Raw genomic sequence first — 17157 nt, 5'->3', positions numbered from 1 at the left:
GAACAAAGCATGCTGAATTTCAGTTTTCATAACCCAACGCAGATCCTCTTTGGAGAAGGTCAGATTGCCGCTATGTCGGACAGTATTCCTGCTGACGCGAAAGTGTTGGTCATCTATGGTGGTGGCAGCATTAAAAGCAATGGCATATACCAGCAGGTAAGTGATGCGCTGGCCAATCATCACTGGGGTGAGTTCAGTGGTATTGAGCCAAACCCCAGCTATCAGACCTGTATGCAGGCGGTCGAGGTCATTCGTCAACAAGGATATACCTATTTGCTTGCTGTTGGCGGTGGCTCGGTCATTGATGGCAGTAAGTTTATTGCGGCAGCGGCTGAGTTTAAGGGTGAGCCCTGGGACATTCTGGCCAAAGGGGCGCAAATCGAATCGGCCCTGGATCTGGGCGTCGTGCTGACCTTACCTGCAACGGGCTCTGAGTCGAACAGCTTCAGTGTGGTCTCAAACAAAGAAACCAACGACAAACTGCCGTTTGCCTCACCGCAGGTACAGCCTAAATTCGCGGTGCTGGATCCCACGGTTATGAGCTCCCTGCCTGAGCGTCAGTTGATCAATGGTGTGGTCGATCCGTTTGTACATGTGATGGAACAGTATCTGACTTACCCCATTGATGCGAAAGTCCAAGACCGTTTTGCAGAAGGTCTGTTGCTGACTTTGATGGAAGACGGCCCGAAACTCTTCTCAGACAAGGTGGACTACAAAGTTCGCGCTAATGTAATGTGGTCAGCGACCATGGCTCTGAATGGGCTGATTGGTTCAGGGGTACCGCATGACTGGGCAACTCACATGATTGGCCATGAATTAACAGCCGTTTATGGATTGGACCATGCTCAGACTCTGGCCATTGTTTTACCACGTGTAATGCATGAACAACGTGACAGTAAACAAGGCAAATTGCTGCAATACGCAGAGCGTGTGTTAGGCCTGGATATCAGTGACGAAGCACAGGCGATTGATCAGGCGATTGAGAAAACCGAAGCCTTCTTCCAGTCGTTGGGCATGAAAACGCGTCTCAGTGACTATGGTGTCGGTGAAGAGGCGGTGGATAAAATCGTCGCTCAACTGGAGCGTCATGGCATGGTTGCACTGGGAGAGCATCAGCAGGTTGACCTGAGCAAATCACGCGCCATTGTGGCTGCGTGCCTGTAACCTCAGAATCTTGCATATTAATCTCACTGTTCGGGGCGATGAGCGCAAATCTTCGCCCTGAATTCACGTATTTTTCCCGGCTGTGATACCCTTCGGGGGTTGTAACCAATATCACGCGGGGTAAATAGCATGGCAACTAAAGTTTGGGACGGATTCATACGTGGCTTTCACTGGCTACTGGTCATTGGCATTGCGGTGCTGTATTTCAGTGGCGAAGAAGGCTGGCTGGAAATCCACTTTGTAACAGGCTACCTGTTACTGGCACTGATGGCGACGCGTTTGATTTGGGGCCTGATCGGGAGCCAGACTGCAAAACTCAGCAGCTTATTCCACTCTCCAAAAGCCGTGCTTGCTTCGTTGAAATCTTCAGCCCCGTTTGTTGGTCATAATCCGGCAGGTAGCCTCATGGTACTGGCATTTTTTGTGTTGATCATGGTGCAGTTGATCTCTGGGTTGTTCACGACCGACGATATTTTGGTTGAAGGGCCACTGGTTTCATATGTGCCTTATAGTTGGGCTGAGTTGGCGGGTGATATTCATCATACCAATATCGACATTTTGCTGATTGCCATTGCCGTGCATATTAGTGCGATTGTGCTCTATCGTCTGAGAGGCAAAAACCTCGTTAAGCCGCTGCTCACGGGTAAGACAACTGAGCCAGTTGCAGCAGCGCCGGCGATGCGCAGTGGTTTGTTGGCTTATGGTATCTTTGTTGTATTCAGTGCGGTGTTGTTGCTGACGTGGGGGTATGAACCCCTTATGGCTCTATTTTGATTTTGTTAACTTGTTGCAATTACTAAACTTTTAACAGATAAAAACGTCTTTTTAAGGAAACTTAAACAGATATGACCTCTGTGGGTCATAATTCTGCTAACATAGTGCGGTTTTAACGCAATACAGAAGTGAATTATGCTAACTCCTTATTACCAGCAAGAAATGGATAGCGTGGCAATTAGCCGCGAGCAGGCCAGTCAGTTCGCTAAACAAGTGGCGGATGACTTTAACCCTTTGCACGATGTGGATGCTAAAAAATTCTGTGTACCGGGTGATCTGCTGTTCTCACTAGTCCTGGAACGCTACGGTGTGAGTGAGAATATGCATTTTGATTTTGTCGGCATGGTGGATGAAACCAGTCGTCTGCAGTTTCCACCGTTGAGTGACGCTTTTGATATTACCTCAGAAGATAAGGTCATGCTGTCGGTGAAACGCAGTGGTGAAATCAAACAATGTGACAGCCTGACCAGCAGCTTGATCCGTAACTATGTTGAGTTCTCGGGCACGACTTTCCCACATGTGATTATTCCATTGATGGGCAAACAAGATGTGATGATCAACCCAGCGCGTCCTATGGTGATCTACGAATCAATGTCGATTCACCTGGATAAGCTGGACATTGAGTCGGTGACTCTTGAACCGGCGGAGCCTGAGTTTTCCTTTGAAGGCAAACGCGGCAAAATCGTCCTGCGATTTAATCTGTTCCATGGTGATGAGCAGGTTGGTCAGGGTGAAAAGCACATGGTGGTTGCAGGCGTACGGGAGTATTGTCAGGAAGCTGTCGATAAGCTGATTGAGTATTACAACGAGCGAAAAGCAACCTTGTAAGCACTGCACACACAGTTTAAAAATAAAAAGCCCGCATCATGCGGGCTTTTTGTTGCGGGAGTTTATACCAATTTCGCTAAATACCTGTTCAATTTGAAGGATCAAATAGGACGCTAACGGCGTTAAAAATTTCTCATTTAGAACCTTATACCTTAGACATAAGTTCACAAATTTTTGTCTTGCTATCGACCCCATTTTCTCGCTTCAAAATAGAACACTTAATTAAGCAAATTGGTATTAAAAAACATACTTTACGGAGAACTGCAGGCGGTCCAGATCGCCTTCTGCGCCACTTTCAGTTTCACGTGTTGCGACTTTATATTCCGCACCAAAGGTCAGCTTTTTAACCGGTGAGTAGAGGATATTCGCGCTATAGCTGGTGGTCGACTCTGTGGGATCTATGGTGATACCAAGCAGATCTTTGTCATTATCCGCAGACAAGAAAGAATACAGGAAGGTCGAACGCCACTGTGGGTTCCAGTAATGCTGGTAGGCAATAAATCCGGAGGTCGAATCAATTGCATGCAGGTCTTTGCCATCATAGACCGCACCATGTGCTGCATTGAGGCCCACATAACGACCCAGGCCCTGGCCTTGTGTCAGCATAAACTTAAGGTTGTTCTTACCAAAGTTGATACGACCAGATGCGCTGATCCCGAATGAGGTCTCGCTTTCATCTGCCGTGGCGACTTTATAGGTCAACTCGCGACCTAAGGCGGCAACCACCAGGTGTCCCCAGTCCGCTTTATAGGTATATCGTGCGGTAAAATCAGGCATACTGGCGTCGTCTGTTACCACGCGCGCGCCACCTTCAGAGGTAATGGTACTTTCCGGGTTTTCCGCTGAAAAAGACCAGTTACCAATGGTGTATTTGGCCATAGCTTGGCGAACAAACACGGTGCCATCAGCCGGGCCGACAAAGTCCAGGGTTTCAGGCAGGGCGCTAACATTTTGGAAGTTAGACCAGGCCTGACCAAACAACCAGCCTTTGTAAGTGACATACGCCTGACGAATTCGTGGTGAGTAAGAGTTAGTCACACGCTCGTTGCCGCCGGTTGAGGCGATAAAATCCAGCTCAATTTTTGTTTTAATACTGCTACCATCATCCAGCTTGGTATCTGTAGACAGGTTGAAGCGCGACTGACGAGCATGCATATCAAATACCGCATCTTTAGGTTCGCCGCCACTAACAGGAGTGGTACCAGGAACATAGAAATCCCGGCCAATATGCTGTGAGCCTAAACTGCCATCGGAAAAGTCACTCCAGATAGCATCCAGCTTAATGTATCCACCATATTTTACTTCAGTACTGCCCAGCTCAGCCGCATTGGCACTGGCTGTGAGCAGGCCGCCAAGTAACGCGGTTTGCACGGCCAGGGCACTAAGCGTTAAGTTATTTTTCTTTGCTGTTGTCATAGTTGAATTCCTGTATACATTGCTCCGGATTGCGCAGACAAACCCGGGGTGAGGTCAGCGAATGTGCTTCGTGTTCTTCAATGTTGTTGATGACGGCTTTTTACTCAATTAACCTTTGGTCTATACGACTAAGGTGGGATGTCAGCGGGAAACGACTCTGCATTGTGTATCTTGCGCCTGTCGTACATCTGCAGAAGTGCCCGGTTTGTCTACTATGTTTGCAATACAGGTGCAAGTACAACTAAGGTCTAATACTTAATATAAAAAGAGTGGGCGATCCTTGGTGCATCGCCGTCTGGCCAAAAATCAACATGGAGATGACTATGTCACAGAGCATTTATCCGGTTCCTGAAGCCATCAGGAACGCAGCGCTGGTAGATAACGATCAATATACAAAGCTATACCAAGAATCCATTGACGATCCTCAGGCGTTTTGGGCGGAGCATGGTAAGCGCCTTGACTGGTTTACCCCTTACAGCAAAGTAAAGAATACGTCGTTTGACAAAGGCCATATCAGCATTAAATGGTACGAAGATGGTGTATTGAATGCCTCTTACAACTGTATTGATCGTCACCTGAAAGACAATGCAGACAAAGTCGCGCTGATCTGGGAAGGCGACGACCCAACGCAAAGTGAGCATATCACCTTCCAGCAACTGCACGATGAAGTGGCAAAATTGGCCAATGGCCTGAAGAAGCTGGGTGTCCAAAAAGGTGACCGTGTTGCCATCTATATGCCAATGACGCCACAGGCAATTTACGCCATGCAGGCGTGTGCCCGTATTGGTGCTATTCACTCGGTTGTGTTTGGTGGCTTTTCACCTTCAGCGATTGCTGATCGGATCAAAGACTCGGGTGCGAAAGTTGTGATCACATCAGATGAAGGCCGTCGTGGTGGTAATTGTGTACCGCTTAAGGCAAATGTGGATGAAGCGGTCAGCCAGGACGGTGTTAACATTGAACATGTAGTTGTGCATCAGCTCACCGGTGGAGAGGTGGAATGGCAAGCGCACGATGTCTGGTGGCATGAACTGGTGGTTGATGTTGCCAGTGAGTGTGAGCCTGAGCCAATGAATGCCGAAGATCCTCTGTTCATCCTTTATACGTCTGGTTCAACCGGCCAGCCAAAAGGGGTCGTACATACGACCGGTGGCTATCTGGTTTATTCATCCATGACACACGAGTATGTGTTTGATGTTAAAGCCGACGATGTTTACTGGTGTACTGCCGATGTAGGTTGGATCACCGGCCACAGTTATATGGCTTATGGTCCGCTGGTAAATGGCTGCACTCAGGTTATTTTTGAAGGTGTCCCGACTTACCCAAGTTCAGGACGCATCGGTGAAGTTGTGGATAAGCACAATGTCACTATCCTATACACAGCACCGACTGCTATCCGTGCCTTAATGGCGAAAGGCGATGAGCCAATTGCCAGCTCAAAACGCACCAGTTTGCGCATTATGGGATCAGTAGGCGAGCCGATTAACCCGGAAGCCTGGAGCTGGTATTACGAGAAGATTGGTAACAGCCAGTGCCCCATCGTGGATACCTGGTGGCAGACTGAAACTGGTGGCATCATGATCACGCCACTGCCGGGCGCAACGGATATGAAACCGGGTTCGGCGACCCGTCCATTCTTTGGTATCGCGCCGGCCTTGTTCGATGCAGAGGGCAATACATTGCAAGGTGCGACGGAAGGGAATCTGGTGATCCTGGACAGCTGGCCTTCGCAGGCACGCACAGTGTATGGCGATCATGAACGTTTCGAACAAACTTACTTCTCGGCCTATCCGGGCGTGTATTTCACAGGCGATGGCTGTCGTCGCGATGAAGATGGCTATTACTGGATCACCGGTCGTGTGGATGATGTACTCAATGTGTCAGGTCACCGTCTGGGCACCGCTGAGATTGAAAGTGCCCTGGTTGCACACGAAGCAGTCGCAGAAGCGGCGGTTGTGGGTTATCCCCATGACATTAAGGGTCAGGGCATTTATGTATACGTGACGCCAAACGAAGGGGTTGCCGTCACAGACGAGCTGACCAAGGAAGTGCGCAACTGGGTACGCAAAGAGCTTAGCCCGATTGCGTCACCGGATATGATCCAATGGTCACCGGGTCTGCCTAAGACGCGTTCCGGTAAAATCATGCGTCGTATTCTGCGTAAGATAGCGGCGAATGAGTATCAACAATTGGGCGATACTTCGACTTTGGCCGACCCTAGCGTGGTCGATGAATTGATCGAAAACAGACTAAACCGTTAATTGGGCGTTAATCGCTTGAATTATGACAAAATATTGACCTACTATATCGCTGTCGAAATGACAGCCGATTTTTTAGGAGCCAAGCATGAACCAGTTTTTAATTGCGGACGATCACCCTCTGTTTCGCGAAGCATTAAAGGGGGCACTACAGAATCAGTTTGACGGGTTAGAGATTTTCGAATCTGAGAACTTTGAGCAAACCTTGCAACAATTATCCGAACAGGAAGAGCTGGATCTGCTGTTGTTGGATTTACATATGCCGGGCAATGGCGATTTATATGGCCTGATCCGGATCCGTGAAGATTACCCGAGTTTGCCTATCGTGGTGGTGTCGGGTAGTGAAGACCTGAATGTGATCTCTAAAGTGATGGGCTATGGTGCCATGGGCTTTATTCCCAAGGCGTCATCATCACAAGAAATTGTTGAAGCACTGAATCAGGTGCTCGAAGGGGATGTCTGGTTGCCTGCCAGCCTGAAAGATCAGATTGCCGAACTCGACGGCGAAGACAAGCAGCTGGCACAGCAAATTGCTTCTTTGACACCCCAGCAATACAAGGTTCTGCAATATCTGCATGAAGGTTTACTCAACAAGCAAATCGCTTATGAACTGAATATTTCAGAAGCGACGGTCAAGGCACATATTACCGCGATATTCCGTAAACTGGGTGTCTATAATCGGACACAGGCCGTGCTAATTGCTGCTAAGTTGCAACTGGAACCGGTGGAAAGTACGAGTTAGCTGCGAGCCAGGAGCGTGTCAAACGCCAGCCCAGGATGCTGGCGTTGTATTGTGTGCTAGGCAAACACGACGGTTTTGTTGCCGTTGATAAACAGCTTATGTTCTGCTGCCAGCTGAATGGCCTTGCAAAATACCACTTTTTCAATATCCCGACCCATTTTTGCCATGGCTTCTGCGCTATCTGCATGGCTCACCTGGGTGACATCCTGCATAATGATTGGCCCCTCGTCCAGCTCATCATTAACGAAATGTGCAGTCGCACCAATGATTTTTACCCCTCGCTCAAAGGCCTGGTGATACGGCTTTGCGCCAATAAACGCAGGTAAAAAAGAGTGGTGAATATTAATGATTTGATTGCTAAAGCGCGCAACAAAATCAGGGCTGAGGACGCGCATATATTTAGCCAGACCGATAAAGTCGGGCTGATAGTGCTCAATCACTTTGGCCATGGCATCGTCATGTTGCTCCCGGGTCAGGCCCTGATGGGAAACCAGATGAAAAGGCACGCCAAAGCCTTCCACCAGTGGCTTAAGCGTATCGTAGTTAGCGATCACCGCCTGGATTTCGACATTAAAGGCATTTTCGTACTGTTTCAGTAGCATACCACCCAGGCAATGGGCTTCTTTGGTTGCGAGCAGGACTACTTTGGTTTTTTCATTACCGTGTAAATGCACCTGGGCACCGTCTGGGAGTGCATTACGAAGCTGTGGTAAAAATGCTTCACTGACTGTCCCGGTCAGTTCTGTGCGCATAAAAAAGCGCTCGCCTGCGTTATCAACAAACTCATTGTTGCGCACGATATTCAGATTATGCTCAAAGCACAGCCCGGTTACTTTGGCGATCAACCCCACATCATCTCGGCACTGGGTCGTTAAAACTATACTCATATCCTCATTCCCATACGTTTTTATGAATTCTTCACAATACCCCGTTGAACGTAAAAAACAAGCAGACAAAAGTCCGTACCCGGTCAGGGGGTTTACTGGCTTACTTGATTAAGTAAATGTTAATGTTTGTGTTGAATTTATGTGTATAAAAATGGCGCTTTTATAGTGCCTATTGTCACATCAAACACCAATACTATCGTTAAGCTGCGTAAATCACTCCGCTTAAATTCGAAGAGTGACAAGGTTGACAATAACAATAAAGGAAATAGGTATGGACCATTTAACTGGCACTTCAGTTTCATCCGATCAGCACACACATCGGGAAAAAGAGCTGAGAGTGTGTGATACATCAAGCATCACGCATTCTATTGCCGCCACATTGACCGCCCTGGTACAGCGTAACCCAGAAAAAATCGCACTGATTGACGGGACGAAGGAGATTAGCTATCAGGTATTGTGGGGGCGTGCCGGGGCCATTGCGGCTAAGCTGGTGAGCCATGAGATAGAGCCCGGTGCATTAGTCGGTGTGTGTATGGAGCGTAGCTGGGAGCTGGTGGCTGCTTTGCTCGGGGTGTTGAGAGCCGGGTGTGCTTATGTGCCGTTGGATCCGAGTTATCCGCGTACCCGAATTGACTATATGCTAGCACATAGTAAGGCTGCCGCAGTTATCGTTGATAGCAACACGTCGGCTGAATTATGCCAGAGTATGCCTGGACAAATTTCGCTGGCTGACATCGGTGATGAGTTGCCCTCTCTGCCATCTCCTGAACTGGAGTCGCAGGCCCTCGCGTATGTGATTTATACCTCAGGGTCGACCGGTGAGCCAAAAGGTGTGGCAGTCACACAGAGTAACGTGCTTGCCATGACACAGGCCATGGGCACGCTGTTAAACGAAGAGGAGCTGAGTGGTGTACTGGCGGCGACGTCGGTGTGCTTCGATCCCTCAGTGATGGAGATCTTAGGCACCTTATTGCTGGGGGGGACCGTGATCCTGGCGAAAAATATTCTGGCACTGCCAGATTTACCGAGTGCTGGCCGGGTTCGAACCTGCATCGGTGTGCCCTCAGCCCTGCGGGCCTTACTCAGTGGCTATACCTTCCCAGACACACTGCGGTGCTTAATTTTTGGTGGTGAAGTACTTAAACCCGCATTGGTAAAACAAGTCTATGCGCAGCAGCCTACTCTGCGTGTTATCAATGTTTATGGGCCAACAGAAGACACGGTATTTTCAACGGCTGTACAATTGCATCCGGACATGGCAGAAATCCCCATTGGGCAGCCTGTCGTTAACACCCGTGCTTATGTGCTTGATGATGCGTTGCAGCCTGTTTCCAAAGGTGAAGCGGGTGAGTTGTATCTGGCGGGTGACAAACTGGCTGCCGGGTATCTGTTTGACGACTCACGCACAGCGACGCGTTTTATCACACCAGCGCCGGATAGTGGCATTGTGGAGCCACGTTTGTACAAAACCGGCGATGTGTGTCAGTGGACAGAAAGCGGAGAATTGCGCTTTATCTCCCGTGTCGATCAGCAGGTCAAAATTCGCGGTTTTCGCATCGAGCTGGAGGAAATCGAAGCGATTCTGAACACTATGCCGGGTATTGCCGCCGCCGCTGTGAATGTGTTACAGCGAGGATATGTGCAGGCCAGGTTACAGGCCTGTGTTGTCTGCGATGAGGGAGAAGTTGTAAGTACAGATGTGATTTTATCTTACGTGGCGCGGCATTTGCCAAAGCACATGGTGCCTCAAAGCGTATGTTTTCTGACGGCCTTGCCGTACCTGCCCAACGGTAAGTTAGATCGCAACAGCTTACCTGAGCTGTCGGCAGAGCCAGAGCCACGGCGATCCGCCAGAGTTGCCGACTCGGAGCAGGCACTGATTGCCGTGATCTGTGACGAGTTAAGTACTCTGCTGGGCCACAGCGCTCATGCTGTGCAATCGCAGACTTTTGAGCAGGCGGGTCTGGATTCATTAACCTCGCTGGAGCTGAGCAACCGTCTGAGCAACCTGCTTGAATTGCGCTGCCCGGTGCAGGCAATTTATCAATTCAATACGCCTCAGCGTCTGGCTCAGCACCTAAAGGCGTCAAATGGTTGTGAGGTATTGCAGATTCAGCAACCATTGCGTGACACTTTGGCTGACTTGCAATTTCAATTACGCGCCAGCCATCCCACGTTTGCTGTGGCCAAGGCGCCGTCCTGGTCGGCTGGCGATAAAAGTAATGTGGTACAGGCAGCCACGCAACTGGTCAACAAGCGTCGAGCTAACCCCTACAGCAAAGTGCTGCGCTCTGGAAGTGGCACTCGTGGTACGGTCGCAGATGCACATCATAGCGATGCACGAGAGGCGATTATCTGGACCACGAATTTATACCTTGGCCTGAACCGGGATGCAGAGGTAGTTGATGCCGCATGTCAGGCCGTCACTGAGTTTGGCACCGGCATGGGCACTTCGGCGGCTGCGTCCGGGTTAACTGATCTGCATCTGGCATTTGAACAACAATTTGCTGCGCTGGTGGGCAAATCTGCCGCTTGTTTATTTCCCACCGGGTATACCGCCAATGTTGGTGCCGTAGCGGGCTTGCTGGGCGAAAACGATGTGGTGGTGATCGATCAACTTTGTCATGCCTCTATTGTTGATGGCGCACGCTTGTGCGGCGCCAAAGTACGCACCTTTAAGCACAACGATGTGGATGATCTGGCCTGTGTGCTGGATAGCGAAACTTCTCCCTATCGCACTGTGTTAGTGATTATCGAGGGTGTGTACAGCATGGGGGAAGGCGCGGCACCTGTGGCAGAAATTGTACGCACCGCTAAGCGTTATCAGGCTTTAATACTGGTTGATGAAGCCCATTCCTTTGGGTTTTACGGGAAGCATGGCGCGGGGATCTGTGCGGCACAGGGGGTCAGCGAAGAGGTTGACTTCATCATGACCACACTGAGTAAGTCATTGGGCAGTCTGGGCGGTGTAGTGGCCGCCCGAGCTGAGTATGTTGATTTACTCAAGGCGTCTGCCAGAGCCTATATCTTTCAGGCTTCAGTAAGCCCGGCTGACATTGCAGCGGCACTCACTGCACTGCAGCGCATCAGCCAGGATGATTCGCTGCGTGAACGGCTATGGGAGAATGCCCGCTACATGCGGGCTCAATTCAGTGCCGCCGGCTTTGATTTAGGCAGTGGAGACGGGCCGATTGTCACGCCGCATTTTGCTGATAAAGACAAGCTGTATGCGATTGTACAGCGCTTGTATGAAAAAGGTATTCAGGCCTCAGCGGTGACTTATCCGATTGTTGAAACGGGGCGTGGCCGCTTAAGGTTTATCTGCTCTGCGGCACATACTAAACAAGATGTGGATGTCACACTGGTGGCGCTGCGCGAAGCCGTGCAGGAGGTAGAGGCGGTATTTGCCAGCGCTGCGGCGGTACAACCAAAACCCTGGTTCGAAACAACGCGACTGAATGACTGGTGGTGCTCCTTTGCCGCTTACCTGGAAAAGTGGCGAGAAACGCAGTCAGGCAAAGTCCCTGAGTTACAGCTTGAATTGAGCACGCCAGACAGCAGGTATACTTTGACTTTGTCGCAAGATGCCGTGACCACGAATGAGGCGACAAAGGCTGGGTTAGCGGTGTGCCGCATACATTGCCTTAATAGCAATGCGCTGGCTGCATTGACGCGTTTGGATGTGCGGATGCTACTGCAAAGTTTGTGTGACGGGGAATGTGAGTTAAGCGGCCAAAGCGAGGTGTTTATTTGGTTTATGAGTCGTTTACTGACCTCGTCTACCGGGCTAAAACCGACTCATACCTTGTCTGAAAATGTCGAGATTTCGTCGTAAAAGTACTGTTTACTTATACAGTCCAAGTGCTAGAGTAACGCTCGATAATGATAATAAAACAAGGGATTATTATGCTTGAAAGCAATGCACCTGGCGCACCCGGCGATTTCGATTTTATGGTTGGCCAGTGGTCAGTTCAGCACCGCCGTTTAAAAGACATACTGAATGGGGGAGATGAGTGGATTGAGTTTAAAGGGGAGTCATCAACACTCCACACACTCGGTGGATTTGGCAATGTAGAAGATAACCACCTGCATTTTCCAGAGGGATCTGTCAGAGCCAAGGCAATCCGTTCATTCAATGCAAGCACCGGCCTGTGGTCTATCTGGTGGCTGGATGGGCGTAATCCTGGCATGCTGGATACACCGGTGGTGGGCGCGTTCACCGATGGCATAGGGCGTTTTTATGCCGACGAGGAGTATCATGGTCAGGCCATCAAGGTACGCTTTATTTGGGATGCCACCAACCCGGAACAACCAACCTGGGCACAGGCATTTTCTAAAGATGGTGGTGAGCATTGGGAAACCAACTGGGAAATGACGTTTACCCGCATCCAGTAGCGATAAACACCCACGTAATTCGTTACGTGGGTGTGCTAGTGCCTTAAGATTTACGGTCGTAAACCACAGCATTGTGTGCATGCAGGCTTTCCTGGTGCTCAACTTTAAACTGGTAGTCTGTGACTTCTGTGATTGATTCCAGTGTTGCTTTAATACGCCGTGCGGCGTCTTCACAAAACATCAAGTTTTTCGCATTCAGTGCAGCAAACGCCTGCTCATCTTCGCGCTTAACCGCCGTTTGAACTGGCGTTGCCAGTGTTTCTTCAAACAGCGCAAGCCAGTGCGCCAGATCGGGTAAGTGACCGCCTGCGAGATCGGCTTCAATGTAGGCAAAAGAGCGTTGACTGTGTGGTGTGGCGACCGACCCCTGTGGCCCTTTGAGCCATGCCAGTAACTGCGCTTTGTCTATGTTGTCCTGATCGGCAAACTGTTGCTCGACCGTGTCGCTCAGTAACTGGCGAGACAAAGCCGCTGAACAAGGGCAGGTACTGCTGTAGGTAAGGGTACTGATAAGTTTACAGTGGGTTTTGCCGTCAAGGTGCTCACAGTGCAATTCTATCGGATAGGCATTGTAGCCGCTGTAGCTGCTTTTCAAAGCTGGTCTGTTCAGTGGCAGCTCAAACTTCAACACCAACTTGGCAGACTGACTGAGACCCTGCTGAGACGCCACTATCCCTTTGAGTACTTTGTCCAGCTGTGCGAACGTGAGTTCAGTCCCTACTAATGCCTCGTTGGCAAGCAGGTAAAGGCGTGACATATGAATGCCTTTTGCGCCAGTGTCCAGGCTGACAAAAACGTCCATCAGAGTGTTAATGTTGACGCTGGTCTGATCGCAGCGCACCTGCATGGGTAGTGCGATTTTTTCCATCCCAACCCACTTCAACGGGCTCTGGCTGTCTGGCTCAAAATGGGTCGCAATATCGGGGAGTTGCATCATTATTTATGAGTCTCACTTAACGGTTAAAACGTAACGCCTGCGCGGCATTGTGCTCGGTATTGACCTTGTCACCATCAAACACCATTGCACCATTAACAAAGGTCGCACGGATCTGATGTGAGAAAGTGGTGTTATGAAACGGACTCCACTTACACAGGTAACGGGTTTGTTCGTGTTGTACGTGAGTTGCATGATTTGGATCAACCAGCACCAGATCGGCAAAATACCCTTCTCTGAGGAAACCCCGTTTATCAATGGCAAAGCGGGTTGCAACATTATGTGCTGTTTTCTCCACCACCTGCTCAAGCGTCATTGCACCACGTTTAACCTGCTCCATCAGGGTCAGTAAGGCATGTTCAACCAGTGGCAGACCTGCCGGCGCTTGCGGATAGGGCACGTTTTTCTCTTGCCAGGTATGCGGGGCGTGATCGGTGGCAATGATATCAATGCGGCCGTCATGCAGGGCCTTTAACAACGCGAGCCGGTCCGATTCAGCTTTTATGGCCGGGTTACATTTGATGAGGTTGCCCAGGGCCGGATAATCTTGTTCGTTAAACCATAAATGATGAACACAGGCCTCGGCTGTGATGTGCTTTTCTGCCAAAGGTGCCGTGCTGAATAAGTTCAGCTCTTTTGCCGTGGTTAAGTGCAGGACGTGTAGCTGGGTACGGTATTTTTTTGCCAGCGCAACGGCATAAGAAGACGACTGATAGCAGGCTTCATCATCACGGATCATTGGGTGGTGGATGATTTGCGGTGTGCCATATTGCTGCTCAATGCGTGCATTATTTTGCTGGATCACCGAACCTTGTTCACAGTGTGTGGCGATAAGGGTGGGGCATTCTCTGAAAATTGCGTCCAGGGCTGCGGGGTGCTCCACCAGTAAATCGCCAGTAGATGCGCCCATAAATACTTTTACACCACATACCTGGCGTGGATCAACGGCTTTGATCTCATCTAAATTATCAGGCGTGGCGCCGAGGTAAAATGCATAGTTTGCAACGGAATCTCGTTGTGCAATGGCTTGTTTGTCTGCCAGTGCTTGTCGGGTGGTGGTGGAAGGGGAAACATTGGGCATTTCCATAAAACTGGTGATCCCGCCGGCTGCGGCTGCGGCCGATTCACTGGCTATTGAGCCTTTGTGGGTCAGGCCGGGCTCTCTGAAGTGTACTTGATCATCTATCATGCCGGGCATCAGCCACATGCCCTGGGCATCGATGACTGTTTCATTGGGCTTGGCCGATAAATCCGGGCCAATTTCGGCAATGTACTGGTTTTCAATTCTGAGATCAGAAACGTAAAGCTTACCTTCATTCACTAAGGTGGCGTGTTTAATTAAGCGTGCCATTGATATCCTGATTAATTGTAGAGATAAACAAAACTAAAGGCCGTTTCTATGGGCCACGACGCAGGCCCAATCAACATTGCGCGTGCTTTTCTTTGCGTACCCAACTCACATATGGGTCTGTTTAGCGCAACAAAGATTGTTGATTGTTTTGTTATATTATAACATATCCGTTCTATTTTACAGATGAGAGAATCGACGATGAAAAAGTTACTTGCACTGGCAGTGAGTTCTGCCTTACTTGTGACGGCCTGCACGGGCGGGGATCGTACGTCAGGCTTGCAAAAAACGGCGGCGTCTGCGACGGTAACTGAGGGCAATCCATTACTGGTAGCAAGCACCTTGCAATATCAATCACCCGACTTTAACCGCATTGATGACGCACACTTTATGCCGGCCTTTGAGCAAGGCATGGCTGAGCAGATGGCCGAAGTGAATGCCATCATTAGCCAGACAGACTCTGCCAGTTTTAGTAATACCATTGTTGCATTAGAGCGAAGTGGTGAGTTACTAAAGCGCACGCAGGACGTGTTTTTCAACTTATCAGGTACCGACTCAAACGCGAAGCGTCGTGAGATCCAGTCTGAAATGGCACCTAAGCTGGCGGGCCACTACGATAATATTTATCTGAACAAAGCACTTTATAAGCGAGTGGCAGAGGTGTACGGCCAGCTCAATGCGCTTAACCTGAGTGCAGAAGAAAAGCGCCTGACTGAAGTCTATTATAAAAATTTTGTCAGAGCAGGCGCCAAGCTGACTGAGTCGCAACAAAAAGAGATCCGTGAAATTAACGCGGCTTTGTCTTCACTGACGACGCAGTTCTCGCAGCACTTACTTGCCATGTCAAAGAGCAACGTGGTGTTGGTTAAAGACAAAGCAAAACTGGCTGGCCTCACAGACGCATATATTGCGCAGCTGGCACAAGCGGCTGAACAAGCCGGGCATCCGGGTCAGTACTTGATCAAAATTACGAATACCACGCGCCAGCCTATTTTGGCTAAGCTGAAAGACCGTCAGTTGCGTGAGCAAGTATGGCGTGCTTCTGCTGAACGCGGCTTAGCTGGTGAGAATAACAATCGTGAAATTGTTGCACAACTGGCACAGCTGAGAGCGAAAAAGGCAGCTTTATTGGGCTATCAGAGTTGGGCTCACTATGGTCTGGATGCACAAATGGCTAAAACACCAACTGCGGTGTACGACATGTTTGCCAGCATGGTACCAGCTTTGCTGAAAAAGGTTGAAGCGGAAGCGCAGGCCATCAAAGACAAAATTCGCGCCACGGGTGGCGACTTTGAACTGGCTGCCTGGGACTGGTTGTACTATGCCGATCTAGTCCGTCAGGATAAGTTCGACCTGGATGAATCTGAGGTGAAAGCTTATTTTGAGTTTGATCGGGTTCTGGAAGACGGCTTGTTCTTCACTATGGAGCGCCTGTATGGCGTGACCTTTAAGCCACGCACCGATATTCCGGTCTATCACCCGGATGTGAAAGCCTATGAAGTGTTTGATGCGGACGGTACCAGCCTGGCTATTTTTATGGCCGACTATTTTGCCCGTGAAGGTAAGCGCGGTGGTGCCTGGATGAGTTCGTTTGTGAAGCAATCAGGCCTTGACCAGAAGCGCCCGGTGGTGGTGAATGTGATGAACATTGAAAAAGCCCCCGAAGGTCAGCCGACCCTGCTGAGCTATTCTGAAACTACCACTATGTTCCACGAACTGGGTCACGGCCTACACGGTATGTTGTCTCAGGTTAAATATCCGACGCTGTCGGGGACGTCTGTGTCTCGTGATTTTGTTGAGTTCCCGTCAACTTTTGAAGAAGACTGGGCTATCCACCCGGAAGTCATTAAGAACTACGCTAAGCATTATCAAACCGGAGCAGCCATTCCGAAGGCATTGCTAGAAAAGGTTATTGCCAGCCGCAGTTTCAATATGGGTTTTGACACGCTGGAATATGTGGCGGCTGCGTTGCTGGATATGGAGTGGCATGCACTGGCAGCTAATGCGCCGTTGCAAGATCTGGTTGAATTCGAGCAAGCTGCATTGAGCAAGCATGGCGTGAACATCGACTATGTACCACCCAGATACAAATCGGCTTATTTTGCGCACTCAATGGGTGGCGGCTATTCAGCGGGTTACTATGCCTATATGTGGAGTGAGATTCTGGCGGCGGATGCCTTTGCTTATGTGCAGTCTCAGGGCGGACTAAACCGTAAGATTGGTACGCACTATCGCAAGAACATTCTCGAAGTGGGCAACTCTCGTGACCTGATGGAGTCTTATAAAGCGTTCCGTGGTGCAGAGCCAACCACCGAAGCGCTGCTTAAGCGTCGCGGACTCAATGTTGCACCATAAAACCCGCAATTGAAGGGCTGCCTGCGGGCAGTCCTTACTCTGTTTGAAATTCTCTG

Annotated in this window: 12 protein-coding genes; 8 read left to right on the top strand and 4 right to left on the bottom strand. The window is 49.8% G+C overall.

The genetic code is table 11. The features are described 5' to 3' along the window. Positions 1–9 precede the first annotated feature (9 nt). From IY568_RS01150 to IY568_RS01140, 3 genes are all read left to right on the top strand, one after another. A complete protein-coding gene (locus IY568_RS01150; RefSeq protein ID WP_125558245.1) occupies positions 10–1164 on the top strand; it encodes an iron-containing alcohol dehydrogenase in 1155 nt (384 codons plus the stop codon). Positions 1165–1293: 129 nt separating this feature from the next. Then, entirely contained in the window at positions 1294–1938 is a 645-nt protein-coding gene (locus IY568_RS01145) for a cytochrome b/b6 domain-containing protein (RefSeq protein ID WP_138536092.1), read from the top strand. A gap of 135 nt (positions 1939–2073) precedes the next feature. Continuing rightward, complete coding sequence (locus tag IY568_RS01140; RefSeq protein WP_010383189.1) at positions 2074–2766, top strand: DUF3581 family protein; 693 nt, start codon at positions 2074–2076, stop codon at positions 2764–2766. Between the two features lie 237 nt (positions 2767–3003). Here IY568_RS01140 and IY568_RS01135 read toward each other — a convergent pair whose 3' ends face one another. Then, entirely contained in the window at positions 3004–4182 is a 1179-nt protein-coding gene (locus IY568_RS01135) for a DcaP family trimeric outer membrane transporter (RefSeq protein WP_125558241.1), read from the bottom strand. A gap of 323 nt (positions 4183–4505) precedes the next feature. Here IY568_RS01135 and acs point away from each other — a divergent pair, with 323 nt between their 5' ends. Further along, complete coding sequence (gene acs / locus IY568_RS01130; RefSeq protein ID WP_194866577.1) at positions 4506–6443, top strand: acetate--CoA ligase; 1938 nt, start codon at positions 4506–4508, stop codon at positions 6441–6443. 85 nt (positions 6444–6528) lie between these two features. Then, positions 6529–7182 carry a response regulator transcription factor gene (locus IY568_RS01125; RefSeq protein WP_138536096.1) on the top strand — a complete coding sequence of 218 codons (654 nt, stop codon included), beginning with the start codon at positions 6529–6531 and terminating at the stop codon, positions 7180–7182. A gap of 56 nt (positions 7183–7238) precedes the next feature. Here IY568_RS01125 and purU read toward each other — a convergent pair whose 3' ends face one another. After that, entirely contained in the window at positions 7239–8069 is an 831-nt protein-coding gene (purU, locus tag IY568_RS01120; protein WP_194866576.1) for a formyltetrahydrofolate deformylase, read from the bottom strand. 271 nt (positions 8070–8340) lie between these two features. Here purU and IY568_RS01115 point away from each other — a divergent pair, with 271 nt between their 5' ends. Continuing rightward, the gene (locus tag IY568_RS01115; RefSeq protein WP_194866575.1) at positions 8341–11904 is read left to right on the top strand and encodes an amino acid adenylation domain-containing protein; all 3564 of its coding nucleotides are present in this window, start codon (positions 8341–8343) and stop codon (positions 11902–11904) included. Positions 11905–11975: 71 nt separating this feature from the next. Beyond that, the gene (locus IY568_RS01110) at positions 11976–12464 is read left to right on the top strand and encodes a DUF1579 domain-containing protein (RefSeq protein WP_125558231.1); all 489 of its coding nucleotides are present in this window, start codon (positions 11976–11978) and stop codon (positions 12462–12464) included. Between the two features lie 43 nt (positions 12465–12507). Here the strand turns inward: IY568_RS01110 and folE2 are convergent, their stop codons facing one another. After that, on the bottom strand, positions 12508–13401 hold the full coding sequence (gene folE2, locus IY568_RS01105; RefSeq protein WP_194866574.1) for a GTP cyclohydrolase FolE2: 894 nt from the start codon (positions 13399–13401) through the stop codon (positions 12508–12510). Between the two features lie 16 nt (positions 13402–13417). Beyond that, positions 13418–14749: a dihydroorotase gene (locus tag IY568_RS01100; RefSeq protein WP_194866573.1), complete on the bottom strand. Its 1332-nt coding sequence runs from the start codon at positions 14747–14749 to the stop codon at positions 13418–13420. A gap of 198 nt (positions 14750–14947) precedes the next feature. Between IY568_RS01100 and IY568_RS01095 the strand changes: the two genes are divergently transcribed. Beyond that, positions 14948–17101: a M3 family metallopeptidase gene (locus IY568_RS01095; protein ID WP_194866572.1), complete on the top strand. Its 2154-nt coding sequence runs from the start codon at positions 14948–14950 to the stop codon at positions 17099–17101. Positions 17102–17157 lie beyond the last annotated feature (56 nt).

This window comes from Pseudoalteromonas sp. PPB1, from assembly GCF_015356275.1.
Taxonomy (GTDB): Bacteria; Pseudomonadota; Gammaproteobacteria; order Enterobacterales; family Alteromonadaceae; genus Pseudoalteromonas; species Pseudoalteromonas rubra_D.
This window is presented reverse-complemented; position numbering and strand designations above follow the sequence as displayed.

Bases quoted from the DNA above. Each gene is read 5' to 3' on its own strand.
- IY568_RS01125 (WP_138536096.1), top strand. From the start codon at position 6,529: ATGAACCAGTTTTTAATTGCGGACGATCACCCTCTGTTTCGCGAAGCA.
- IY568_RS01135 (WP_125558241.1), bottom strand. From the start codon at position 4,182: ATGACAACAGCAAAGAAAAATAACTTAACGCTTAGTGCCCTGGCCGTG.
- IY568_RS01100 (WP_194866573.1), bottom strand. From the start codon at position 14,749: ATGGCACGCTTAATTAAACACGCCACCTTAGTGAATGAAGGTAAGCTT.
- acs (WP_194866577.1), top strand. From the start codon at position 4,506: ATGTCACAGAGCATTTATCCGGTTCCTGAAGCCATCAGGAACGCAGCG.
- purU (WP_194866576.1), bottom strand. From the start codon at position 8,069: ATGAGTATAGTTTTAACGACCCAGTGCCGAGATGATGTGGGGTTGATC.
- IY568_RS01140 (WP_010383189.1), top strand. From the start codon at position 2,074: ATGCTAACTCCTTATTACCAGCAAGAAATGGATAGCGTGGCAATTAGC.
- IY568_RS01150 (WP_125558245.1), top strand. From the start codon at position 10: ATGCTGAATTTCAGTTTTCATAACCCAACGCAGATCCTCTTTGGAGAA.
- IY568_RS01095 (WP_194866572.1), top strand. From the start codon at position 14,948: ATGAAAAAGTTACTTGCACTGGCAGTGAGTTCTGCCTTACTTGTGACG.
- IY568_RS01145 (WP_138536092.1), top strand. From the start codon at position 1,294: ATGGCAACTAAAGTTTGGGACGGATTCATACGTGGCTTTCACTGGCTA.
- folE2 (WP_194866574.1), bottom strand. From the start codon at position 13,401: ATGATGCAACTCCCCGATATTGCGACCCATTTTGAGCCAGACAGCCAG.
- IY568_RS01115 (WP_194866575.1), top strand. From the start codon at position 8,341: ATGGACCATTTAACTGGCACTTCAGTTTCATCCGATCAGCACACACAT.
- IY568_RS01110 (WP_125558231.1), top strand. From the start codon at position 11,976: ATGCTTGAAAGCAATGCACCTGGCGCACCCGGCGATTTCGATTTTATG.